The following is an 11060-nucleotide window of genomic DNA, read 5'->3' on the forward strand; positions in this document are numbered from 1 at the left end:
AACAGCACCCCCGCCACCCCCGCATACCCCAGCCCAATCCCGAACTCAGCCAACAACTGCGGCGCAACCCCGCCCAGCGACGCCCCACCCACCAGCTCCCGCGCCGCGTTGGCCGCGTGCGTCAGCGGCAGGTAGTCGCCCACCACCCGCAGCACCGCCGGCAGCTGCTCGCGCGGCACGACCGTGCCCGACAGCAGGATCATGATCGCCACCGTGGAGTTGGAGATGAGCCACACGTCGTTGTAGCGCAAGCCAATCGAGCCGAGCACCAGCCCGAAGAACGAGGCCGAAAGCGACGCCACCGCGAGGGTCAGGAACAGCCCGCCCCACGCGCCGGACGGGACCTTCAGCCCGAGCATGAGCGTGCCCACCACGAGCGTGAAGGCCGCCACGATGAGCCCGTTGCCAGCGTAAGGAAGCGCCCGCCCCAAGAAGATGACGGTCTTGCTGCGCGGGGAGAGCAGCACGTTGCCCAGGGTGCCGAAGCGGCGCTCGTTGGACACCGCCATGGTCCCGCCGAACAGGCACAGCGCGGACGCCGCGAGCACCGCGTTGCCCACGATGTAGAACCCGTCGTCGGCCACGCCGAGCTGCCGGCCGAGGAACGCGAAGAACAACAGCTGGAAGACGGGCCCGACGAGCAGGGTCCCCACATACATCGAGGGGGTGGTCCAGTTGAACAGGGCCCGATAGGCGATCACGCCGCCCACAGTGATGAGTCTCAAACCTAACCCCCGTAATCGTTTCGGCGCATCCATATCCTCCCCCGCCCTCCCCGGTCCACGAAACCCGATTTCCGGGTGAGCCGACCCACACGCCAAACCCGCCCGACCCGCTTGACCTCAACCTCCCTTGAGCTTTCAAACTTGCTCCCATGGAGACCGAAATCGAAGCCATCAAACAGGTTGTGGCCACCGTCCAGCACGCTCAGCAGAACGAACTACCCGACGAATTCGTCTCGCTGTTTCGCCCCGACGCCATCTGGACCACCGCCCACGGCAAGCGCCTCACCGGCCGGGACGAGATATCGGCCTTCACGCACCAGGTGCTCCCTGGCGCGATGAAGGACTCCACCGCCGGCTATGAGGTCGTCCACGTCCTGTTCATCCGCCCCGACGTGGCCGCGGTGAAGGTCCGCCAGCGCCCGGTGACCCTGGACGGCACGCCCATCGAGGACGAAAACGAGGGCAGCCCGCTCTACATCATGTCCAAAGAGGACGGGCAATGGCGTCTGGCCGCCGGCCAGAACACCATCGTCCAAACCTAGGCGTCAGCCGAGACCCGACCCGCCACCGGATCCACCGTTGCCGCCGTCCGCCGAAGGCGGTGCCTCGCCATAAGGCTGGCCGACGTGGTCCCGCGGGAGCTCCGTGCCGCTTCCATCGGTCGGCTGCGCCGTGCCGATCCGGCGCATCCGCACCGCATCCCACACGATGGCAGCCGCGATCAACCCCACGACCGCGCCCACGAGCAGGATCAGCTCCATGCGAGCAGGATAGGCCCACGAGTCAAAGCTAAGCCAGCGCGAGCGTGGCCGCCGCCCGCGCCCGTCGCTCCACATAGGACATCGACAGCGCACCGAACCCGAAGCACATCAGGCTGATCAGCAGGCACCACCCCACCGATGGCCAGACCGCGCCCCCGGTGGCGGCCTCGTGCACGGCCCGCGCACCCCACGTCGTGGGCAGGATCGACGCCACGGGCTCGGTCCACCCGGGCAGCACCGTGATCGGCACGAGCATGCCCGACAGCAGCCAGATCGGATACTCCAGCGTGTTGCACACCGCATTCGCATTGCGCATCAGGATGAACGTGGACGCCAGCAGCAGCCCGAACATCCCGAGCCCCACAATGCACACGACCACCGCCACAAGGAACAGCCCGGGATGCGCGAACGACGGCACAATCCCATACAGCACCCACCCCCACACCAACGTCGCCGCCATCGTGTAGGTGCCCTGCAGGCCCGTCGCGATCGTGATCGGCAGCACGGTCAGCGCCGGCGGCCGCGGCGAGATAATCATCATCTCCAGCGTGCCCATCCACCGCTGCCGCTGGATCGCACCACCCGAGCCGAACAGCACCTGCGACCAGATGCCCATCAGCCCGGCCCCCACCGCCGCCTTGATCATGTTTTGCGGCTGCTCCGACGCCCGCAGCAGGTAGACCGCCATGGTGGCCTGCACGATCGGCACGATCAGCCCGGTGGCGATCTCGAACGGACTCCGGCTGGCCATCTTCAGGTGCATCAGCGAGCCGACACCCACCATCCGCAGCAGCCTCACGCCGAAACCTCCGGTTTCGCTTCGCTGCGCTCCGCTTCGGCGTGAGCCAATCCCAATCTCATGATGCCCTCGGGCAAGCCCTCGGTCATACCGAAACCTCCGCAAGCCCCGGTTTCGCTTCGCTGCGCTCCGCTTCGGCGTGAGCCAATCCCAATCTCATGTCGCAACCACCAACTCCGGCGAGTCGTCCGAAACGATTGACACGTAAGCGTCTTCGAGCGTCGGCCGGCGCGCCGCCACCCGCCCCAGCCGCACCCCGTCAAGCGCCGCGAGCACCTCGCCTTGAACGTCCACATCGGACGCGGACTGCACGGTCAGCAGCTGCACCGCGCCCTGTGCCTCCAGCGTCGTCTCCTTCACGCCTGCGATCCGCCTGATCCGCCCGTAGACGTCGTCATCGATGCCGTAGGCCTCGACCTCGACCACCCGCCGCCCGTCCGCGTAGTGCTTGAGCTCGTCCGGCGTGCCGAGCGCCTTCAGCTCGCCCTGCGCGATGACCGCGATCCGGTCGCACAGCTCGTCGGCCTCGGCCATGTAGTGCGTGGTGAGCAGCACCGTCGTGCCGGTCGCGGCCAGATCGGCCACCGTGCGCCGCAGATCCCGCGCCGCCACCGGATCGACCCCGATCGACGGCTCGTCCAGGAACAGCACCTGCGGCCGGTGCAGCAGCCCGCGCGCGATGTGCAGCCGCTGCCGCATGCCCCGCGAATATCCCTCGACCCGTTCCCGCTCCCGGCCGGCCAGATTTACCAGCTCAAGCAGCTCACCTATCCGAGCCTTCTGTTCTCTGGCCGGTACCGCATAGAGCTCAGCGAAATACCGCAGGTTGTCCAATGCCGACAGCCGGTCGTAAAGTCCGCGATCACCGCCGAACACATAGCCGATGCGCCGCCGCACCTCGGTTGTGTTTTCCACCACATCATGCCCGAAGATCCGGGCCGTCCCCGCGCTCGGAATGAGCAACGTATTGAGCATCTTGATCGTCGTGGTCTTCCCCGCGCCGTTGGGCCCCAGCAGCCCGAAGAGCTCGCCCTTTGCCACCGTGAAGCTGACACCTTTGACAGCCTCGGTCTGCCTGATCTTCGGCCGTAGCCAACCCGTGCGGCTGCGATATGTGCGGCGCAGCCCTACCGCCTCAATGGCTAGCTCACTCACGTCCCGACCCTAGCCACCGCCACCGACAATTCCGAACGGGTTTAATGGATGCCATGGAGCTCGTATGGCCGATTGTCCTACTCGTTCTTGGCCTCATAGTCGGGTTCGCGTTGGGCCGATCGGGCAAGGGTGGCAGGCCCGCGGGGCCGCGGGACGAGAACGACACCGTGGAGCACGCGGCACACGCCCGACTGTCCGCACTGGATCGCAAGCTGCGCAGCGTCATGGACCATCTGGGCGTCCCCGACCCCGAGCCCGCCCTGCAAGACGTCCTGCGCTTCCTCGAACAGGGCAAGAAGGTCCAGGCCGTCAAGGCATACCGCGACGCGACCGGCGCCGACCTTCACTCGGCCACCCAAGCGGTCGACGAGATCGCGCGGGAGAACGGTCTCTAGACCAATTCCGGGAACCAGAGCTTGATCTCGCGCTCCGCCGACTCCACCGAATCGGACGCGTGCACCAGGTTCTCGCGATTGGACAGCGAAAGGTCCCCGCGGATCGTCCCGGCCGCGGCCACCCGCCCATCGGTCGCCCCGACCAGCGCCCGCACCACCGACACCGCCTGGTCCCCCCGCACGATCGCCGCCACCAGCGGCCCGGAGGTCATGAAGTCCTTGAGCGGCGGATAGAACGGCTTCTCCACGTGCTCGGCATAATGCGCATCGGCCAGCTCGGCGTCCATCGCGCGCAAGGTGAGCGCGTCGAATGTCAGTCCTTTGCGCTCCAACCGGGAGACGATCTCTCCGATCAGACCGCGATTCACCGCGTCGGGCTTGATGAGCACCAGCGTGCGTTCCACTACACTCTCCTGACCTGCGTCAACACGAGCAGACTTCATCAGCCTACCGTTAGGCACTTTCCACGATCGACATACCCGCCTACGCTGAGCAACTACATGGGAACGGTCGGGGAGGGTCCACAGTGGCGCGCTTGGGACGAAAGCCCGTTCGGCCGGGCCGGGCCACCATCGCGGTGGCTCTCGGCACGATCGGTCTGTTTGTCATATCGATGGCGGCCGGTCTCGGCACGGAGGCCGGCGGCTGGCCGTTCGGCGCGGTCGGCGCGGCCCTGGTCATCATCGCCGTCGCCCTGCTCACCACGGCCTCCATGCGCGGCGCCGACAGGACGTTCGTCGCGGGCACGGTCCACGTGCAGAAGGTTTCCTCGCAGCCGCTGAGCAACGTCGAATTCGGCCGCTGCGAGATGACGGTGCTGGTCGACGCGCCCGGTCTGCCGGGGGAGACCGTGGTGGTGCGCGACCCTCGGGTACCGGTCGCAAAATGGCCTCAGGTCGGGGAGCCGCTACCGGCCCTGATCGCCGTGTCCGACGTCCGCCGGATAAAAATCCAGTGGGACCGGGTGGGCTTCAGCGCGCCCTACGGCGACGAGTCCTACGAGGACGAGTCTGATCACAACGACCCCTACGAGTCGCCCTACATCGACGACCCTGAGGAGCTCTACCTCCACCAGCGCGACCGATACGACGACGATGACGACGACTACGGCGGCAGGTCTCGTTACCAGGAGCGGCCCTACGCCCCCGACGATGTCGACGTCGACGACTGGGGTGTGCCGGCGGCGATCGATCCGCTGCCGCGCCGCAGGCCGTCGCCCGGACCGCTGGCGGAAACCCACTCCGTCGCGGTGCTGGAGGGCGAGGTGATCCCGGCCGAGGTGCCCGCACCGCGCGGCGGCACGGTCGACGTGCTGGACTTCTCCGATGTCCCCGAGCCGGAGAAGCCCACGCCCCCTCCCCCGGTCTTCGGCGCCGAGGAGCAGGTGCTGCCCACCCAGCCGGCCGCCCGCCCGGCGTCGGCGGGCTCGATTCACGGCGTCGGCATCACCGTGATCGTGTCGGATCTCCAGCGCTCGCAACGGTTTTACCACGACATGCTGGGTTTCTACGAGATCGACAGCGGGCCGGACAGCGTCATCCTGGCCTCGGGCGACACGCGCATCGTGTTGATGGCCGCGCACGAGTCGGCGCCGGTCAACCGCCGCCTGGTCCACCTCAACCTGGAGGTGGGCGATGTCGAGGCGGTGTACCGGGAGCTCAAGCTGCGCGGCGTGAGCTTCATCTACGGCCCGCGCGTGGTCAACCGGGGCGAGCGGCTCGAACTGATCGCCGCCTCGTTCAAGGATCCCGACGGCCACGGCATCGCGATCACCCAGTGGAAGGCCCGCACGGATTAGAGCAGCACACGGCGGCGGACATAGAGCACATACAGCCAGACCAGCCCGAACACGATCCCGATCACGCTGAATGTCCAATGCAGAAACCCGGTCGCGATCAGCGCCACCTGCAGCCCGCCGACCGCCCACCAGCCCCACGGCCAGCGCAGTGCACCGGTGAGCAGGACCGCGGCGCCCACTCCCACGACCACCACCAAGAGCTGCGGCATGCTGATCCCGTCCTGCGTGACCCGGATCGGCTGGATCGAGAGCAGCAGCACCAGCGCCTCCACCGTCAGGGTCAGCGACGCCAGCCCGCGCAGTGCCCGGCTCGGGTGCCGCAGCCCGCTCGGCTTGCCGCCCAACAGAAGTTTGACCTCCCGACGACTCACACCCGGAACAACTTCCGCGCGTCGGCCACGGTCACGACCGACCCGGTGATGAGCACGCCCGCGCCCACGGCGGACCCCGATTCGGCCTCGCCGACCGCCGTGGCGATCGCGTCGAGCAGCGACGGCTCGACGGTCACCCGCTCCTCGCCGAGCACCTCCTGCGCGATCTCGCCGAGCTCTTCGGCGCTCAACGAGCGCGGCGACGTGTTGCGCGTGGCCACCACGTGCGACACGACCGGCTCCAGCTGCTCCAGCATGCCGCGCACGTCCTTGTCGCCGAGCACCGCGACGACCGCGACCAGGTTTTCGAACGAGAACTCCTCGCCAAGCGCGGTCACCGTCGCGGCCATGCCGTGCGGATTGTGGGCCGCGTCAACGAGAATCGTCGGCGCCGTGCGCACCCGCTCCAGCCTGCCCGGCGAGGTCGCCTGCGCGAACCCTTCCCGCACGACCTCCGGGTCGAGCTGCTTGTTCCCACCCACGCCCAGGAACGCCTCAACCGCGGCGAGCGCGACGGCCGCGTTTTGCGCCTGATGCGCGCCGTGCAGCGGCAGGAACACCTCGTCGTAGATGCCGCCGAGCCCCTGCAGCGTGAGCACCTGCCCGCCGACCGCGATCGAGCGCCGCAGCACACCGAACTCCATGCCCTCGCGCGCGATCGTCGCGCCCACCTCCGCGCAGCGATCGAGGATCGGGCTCATCGCCTCGTCCGGCTGTGCCGCGCAGATCAGGGTCGCGCCCTCGTGGACGATCCCGGACTTGGCCAGCGCGATGTCCTCCAGCGTGTCGCCCAGCCATTCGGTGTGGTCCATGCCGATGGGCGTGATGACCGCGACACCGGCGCCGATCACGTTGGTGGAATCCTCGGCCCCGCCGAGCCCGACCTCGATGATGCCGACGTCCACCGGCGCATCGGCGAACGCCGCGAACGCCAACGCCGTCGTCATGTCAAAGTAGGTGAGCGATTCGTCGTGCCGCGCGTCGAGCAACTCGGCTACCGGGGAAACCTCCCGATAAACATTCAAAAACCTTTCCTCTTCAACGGGTACGCCGTCGAGGCTGATCCGTTCGAGGACCGATTCCAGATGGGGGCTGGTGTATCGCCCTGTGTGCAGGCCATGCGCGCGCAGCAGCGCATCGATCATCCGCGCGGTCGACGTCTTGCCGTTGGTGCCCGTGATGTGGATCGACGGGTAGGCCAGCTGCGGGCTGCCCAGCACGTCCAGCAGCTCACGAATGCGGCCGAGGTCGAACACGTAGCGGGTGAAGCCGCGTGCCTCCAGCTCCGCCTCGACCTGCGCGAACTCTGAGCTCACGGGGCAACTCCGTTCAGGCGAAGCCGTGCTCTTGCGCCGGCTGGGCTGAACGCTCCGCGATCAACCCAGCCGGCTGCTGGTATAGCAGTCACGAGGAAAGCCTAGCCAGCGCGTCGTCGATGCGGGCGATATCGGCCTCGGCGGTGGCCAGCCGCCCGCGCAGCTTGGCCACGACGTCGGCCGGGGCCTTGCTCAGGAAGCCCTCGTTGCCCAGCTTGGCCCGCGCCTGCGTGATCTCCTTCTCGGCCACGGCGCGGTCCTTGGTCAGCCGCGCCCGCTCGGCGGCCACGTCGATCGCGCCGCGCGTGTCGAGCGCGACAACGACCCCGCCCGCGATCGTCACGGTCGCGGACGCCGCGAACCCTTCGCCGGGCTCGTCGAGCCGTGCCAGCGAGCGCACCAGCGCCTCATGCTCGTCGATGCCCGACACCGTCGCCGCGACCCGCTGGCCCGGCTTGAGCCCCTGATCCGACCGGAACCGGCGCACCTCGGTCACGACCCGCTGCAGCCGCTCGATCGACGCCTCGGCCGCATCGTCCACATACGACGGATCCACGGCCGGCCAATCCGCCACCATCACCGACGCGTCACTGCGCGTCAGCGCGCACCAAAGCTCATCCGTCACGAACGGGATGACCGGATGCAGCAGCCGCAGGAGTTGGTCCAGCACGTGCCCGAGCACCCTCGGGCTGGGCGCTGCCTTGGAAAGCTCCACGTACCAGTCGCACACGTCGTCCCACGCGAAGTGGAACAGCGTGTCACACACCTTCGCGAACTCGTAGGCCTCGAACTGCTCGTCGACCTCGGCGATGGTCTGCTGCAACCGCGACAGAATCCACCGGTCCACAGTGGACAGCTCTGTGGGCAGCCCGCCTTCGACAGTGGCGCCATTCATCAACGCAAACCGCGTCGCGTTCCACAGCTTGTTGCAGAAGTTGCGCGACCCTTGACACCACTCCTCGCTCACCGGCACGTCCGCGCCCGGATTCGCGCCTTTCGCCAAGGTGAACCTGGTGGCATCCGCTCCAAATCTATCGATCCAGTCCAGCGGGTCCACCACGTTGCCGAACGACTTGCTCATCTTCTTGCCGTACTGGTCGCGCACCATCCCATGCAGCGCAACGACATCGAACGGCTGGCGCCCCTCCATCGCGTACAGCCCGAACATCATCATCCGAGCAACCCAGAAAAACAGGATGTCGTACCCCGTCACGAGCACACTCGTCGGGTAGAACTTCGCCAAATCCTCGGTCTCGTCCGGCCACCCCAGCGTGCTGAACGGCCACAGGGCCGACGAGAACCACGTGTCCAGCACGTCCTCGTCCTGCTGCCAGCCCTCACCGCTCGGCGGCTGCTCGTCGGGGCCCACGCACACGACCTCGCCGCCGGGGCCGTACCACACCGGGATCCGGTGCCCCCACCACAGCTGGCGCGAGATGCACCAGTCGTGCATGTTGTCGACCCATGAAAAGTACCGTGGCGCAAGCGATTCCGGCTCGATACGCACCCGCCCGTCGCGCACCGCGTCACCCGCGGCACGCGCCAGCGGCTCGGTCTTCACGAACCACTGCAGCGAAAGCCGCGGCTCGACGGTCGTCTTGCACCGCGAGCAGTGCCCGACCGCGTGCACATAGGGCCTCTTCTCGGAGACGATGAGCCCCATCTCGCGCAATGCCGCGACGACCGCCGGCCGCGCCTCGTACCGGTCGAGCCCCTGGAACGGCCCATGCACGGTGATCACCGCACGCTCGTCCATCATCGTGATCGACGGCAGCCCGTGCCGCTGCCCGATCTCGAAGTCATTCGGATCGTGCGCCGGCGTGACCTTCACACACCCCGTCCCGAAGGCCGGGTCCACATGCTCATCGGCGACCACCGGAATCCGCCGCCCCGTCAACGGCAGCTCGACTTCCGTCCCCACCAAATGCTTATACCGCTCGTCATCCGGATGCACCGCCACCGCAGTGTCCCCGAGCATCGTCTCCGCCCGCGTCGTGGCAACGACAATGTCGTCGCTATACCGAATGGAAACGAGCTCGCCTTCATCATCCGAATGCTCAACCTCGATATCCGAAAGCGCGGTCAAACACCTCGGGCACCAGTTGATAATCCGCTCGGCCCGATAAATCAGCCCGTCTTCAAAAAGCCTTTTAAACATTGTCAGTACCGCTCGCGAGAGCCCTTCATCCATCGTGAACCGCTCGCGCGACCAATCGACCGAGTCGCCCAGCCGTTTCATCTGGCCCAGGATCGCGCCGCCCGACTCGGCCTTCCACTGCCACACCCGCTCGACGAACTTCTCCCGCCTGAGATCGTGGCGCGACAACCCCTCGGCGGCCAGCCGCCGCTCCACCACGTTTTGCGTCGCGATCCCCGCGTGGTCCATGCCGGGCAGCCACAGCGTCTCGAAGCCCTGCATCCGCTTGCGCCGGATGAGCGCATCCTGGATCGTGTGGTCGAGCGCGTGCCCCACATGCAGCGAACCGGTCACATTGGGCGGCGGGATCACGATCGAGAACGCAGCGCGATCGCTCTTCGCATCGGCGCCGAAATAGCCTGAGGCAAGCCAGTGCTCATATCGCCTATGCTCGACGTCTCCGGGCTGATAAGCCGCAGCGAGCTGCTGTGGTGTGTCGGTCACCGCGCAAGTCTACTAAGCCCCCAACTATTGTTACGCTCCGCTGGTGACCACCGCGCACGACGCCGCAGACAGCCCAGCCCCGCCTTCCGATCCGGCACCGCCCGCGTCCGCGGAAGCGCCGGCCCGCGAGCCAGTCAGCGTCGCTGACCAGCTGTTCGGGGCCGCGTCGGCGGTCTCGTCGCAGTCCGATGACGATGCGGCCGAGCAGGCATCCGGCCCCGCCCCCAAGCGGGTCCGTCCACTCGCGATCGCCTTGGTCATCCTCATCGCCGCCGCGATCGCGGCAGCCATCGCGGTCGGCCCGACCGTCATGCGCGTTGCCGCGCAGCGCGACGCCACACTGGCCATGCCCGAGACGGTCGCGGAGCTCAAACGCGACGACAGCGACGGGGCCAAGGAGGCGGCCACCGATCTCGTCACCGCGCTGCGCGCGGAGATCGATCTGGACCGGAGCGCGGCAGCGGTGTACTCGGATCCCACGAACGACCCGGGCAAGAGCATCATGCTGTTCGGTGGCACCACACTGCTTCTGAGCCCCGAGCGCGAGCTCGACGCGGTCCTGAAGCTCACCGAGGACGCGGGCGACCGCATCCACGGCTTGCAGTCCGTCGACCCGGGCCCACTGGGCGGGGTCATGAAGTGCGGCTCCACCGGCACGGAAGCCTCACCGATGGCCGTGTGTGGCTGGGCTGATCACGGCAGCATCGCACTGGCCCTGTTCCCTGGACGCGCCCCCACCGACGCAGCCTTCCTCATGCGCACACTGCGCTCGGCCACCCTCACCCGTTAGCGATTCAGGCCCCGCATCGGTGATGACGCTTTCTATTTCACGCCGCGTGCGGTGCTTCTAACGTTTTCCGGCCGTATCTGACACACCCGCCGCCCGTTTCCCACGACCCCACCCTTCCTGGTTTCCCTCTTCCGGTTTCCCTTTTCCTTTTGGGTGGTTCAGGCCGGCTGGTTTCGGGTGGTTTCGGTTTGTGTGCCTTTCGGCGCACCGGTGTAAGCGCCTTTCGGTGTACCGGGCGCGCGCTTCAAGGGTTTCCGTGGTTTCCGGTGCTCGGGTGAAACGCGGACCCGGAGTTCTTCTGACACTGCC

The 11060-nt window shown here is 67.5% G+C and carries 12 protein-coding genes; 4 read left to right on the forward strand and 8 right to left on the reverse strand.

Annotation, left to right across the window (positions count from 1 at the left end; genetic code table 11):
• On the reverse strand, nucleotides 1-725 hold a 725-nt coding region (locus tag DM816_RS35770), incomplete at its 3' end, for an ABC transporter permease (protein ID WP_162908173.1).
• 149 nt (nucleotides 726-874) lie between these two features.
• Here DM816_RS35770 and DM816_RS35775 point away from each other — a divergent pair.
• Nucleotides 875-1267 carry an SgcJ/EcaC family oxidoreductase gene (locus DM816_RS35775; protein WP_117214951.1) on the forward strand — a complete coding sequence of 131 codons (393 nt, stop codon included), beginning with the start codon at nucleotides 875-877 and terminating at the stop codon, nucleotides 1265-1267.
• A gap of 3 nt (nucleotides 1268-1270) precedes the next feature.
• On the opposite strand, the gene DM816_RS35780 is transcribed toward DM816_RS35775, so the two are convergent.
• The 3 genes from DM816_RS35780 to DM816_RS35790 all read right to left on the reverse strand — a co-directional run bounded on the left by DM816_RS35780 (nucleotide 1271) and on the right by DM816_RS35790 (nucleotide 3440).
• The gene (locus DM816_RS35780) at nucleotides 1271-1486 is read right to left on the reverse strand and encodes a hypothetical protein (RefSeq protein ID WP_117214953.1); all 216 of its coding nucleotides are present in this window, start codon (nucleotides 1484-1486) and stop codon (nucleotides 1271-1273) included.
• A 28-nt stretch (nucleotides 1487-1514) separates the two neighbouring features.
• A complete protein-coding gene (locus tag DM816_RS35785; protein WP_246002547.1) occupies nucleotides 1515-2285 on the reverse strand; it encodes an ABC transporter permease in 771 nt (256 codons plus the stop codon).
• A 156-nt stretch (nucleotides 2286-2441) separates the two neighbouring features.
• Nucleotides 2442-3440, reverse strand: a complete 999-nt coding sequence (locus DM816_RS35790; RefSeq protein ID WP_117214954.1) for an ABC transporter ATP-binding protein — start codon at nucleotides 3438-3440, stop codon at nucleotides 2442-2444.
• A 53-nt stretch (nucleotides 3441-3493) separates the two neighbouring features.
• On the opposite strand from DM816_RS35790, the gene DM816_RS35795 reads away from it, so the two are divergent.
• Nucleotides 3494-3835 carry a hypothetical protein gene (locus DM816_RS35795; protein ID WP_117214955.1) on the forward strand — a complete coding sequence of 114 codons (342 nt, stop codon included), beginning with the start codon at nucleotides 3494-3496 and terminating at the stop codon, nucleotides 3833-3835.
• Here DM816_RS35795 and ndk read toward each other — a convergent pair.
• Nucleotides 3832-4278, reverse strand: a complete 447-nt coding sequence (gene ndk, locus DM816_RS35800; protein WP_117214956.1) for a nucleoside-diphosphate kinase — start codon at nucleotides 4276-4278, stop codon at nucleotides 3832-3834. The genes DM816_RS35795 and ndk overlap by 4 nt on opposite strands.
• A gap of 92 nt (nucleotides 4279-4370) precedes the next feature.
• Here ndk and DM816_RS35805 point away from each other — a divergent pair, with 92 nt between their 5' ends.
• Nucleotides 4371-5633 carry a VOC family protein gene (locus DM816_RS35805; RefSeq protein ID WP_162908174.1) on the forward strand — a complete coding sequence of 421 codons (1263 nt, stop codon included), beginning with the start codon at nucleotides 4371-4373 and terminating at the stop codon, nucleotides 5631-5633.
• On the opposite strand, the gene DM816_RS35810 is transcribed toward DM816_RS35805, so the two are convergent.
• From DM816_RS35810 to DM816_RS35820, 3 genes are all read right to left on the reverse strand, one after another.
• Nucleotides 5630-6004, reverse strand: coding sequence for a DUF4233 domain-containing protein (locus DM816_RS35810; protein ID WP_117214958.1), 375 nt, complete (start codon nucleotides 6002-6004; stop codon nucleotides 5630-5632). The genes DM816_RS35805 and DM816_RS35810 overlap by 4 nt on opposite strands.
• Entirely contained in the window at nucleotides 6001-7320 is a 1320-nt protein-coding gene (locus DM816_RS35815; protein ID WP_117214959.1) for a bifunctional folylpolyglutamate synthase/dihydrofolate synthase, read from the reverse strand. The genes DM816_RS35810 and DM816_RS35815 overlap by 4 nt, the downstream gene beginning before the upstream one ends.
• An 88-nt stretch (nucleotides 7321-7408) precedes the next feature.
• Nucleotides 7409-9961 (reverse strand): valine--tRNA ligase, encoded by a 2553-nt coding sequence (locus tag DM816_RS35820; protein WP_117214960.1) that lies wholly within the window; start codon nucleotides 9959-9961, stop codon nucleotides 7409-7411.
• A 43-nt stretch (nucleotides 9962-10004) separates the two neighbouring features.
• Between DM816_RS35820 and DM816_RS35825 the strand changes: the two genes are divergently transcribed.
• Nucleotides 10005-10751: a hypothetical protein gene (locus DM816_RS35825; protein WP_117214961.1), complete on the forward strand. Its 747-nt coding sequence runs from the start codon at nucleotides 10005-10007 to the stop codon at nucleotides 10749-10751.
• Nucleotides 10752-11060: the final 309 nt, after the last annotated feature.

Origin of the sequence: Allorhizocola rhizosphaerae, assembly GCF_003426775.1 — a bacterium.
Taxonomy (GTDB): domain Bacteria; phylum Actinomycetota; class Actinomycetes; order Mycobacteriales; family Micromonosporaceae; genus Allorhizocola; species Allorhizocola rhizosphaerae.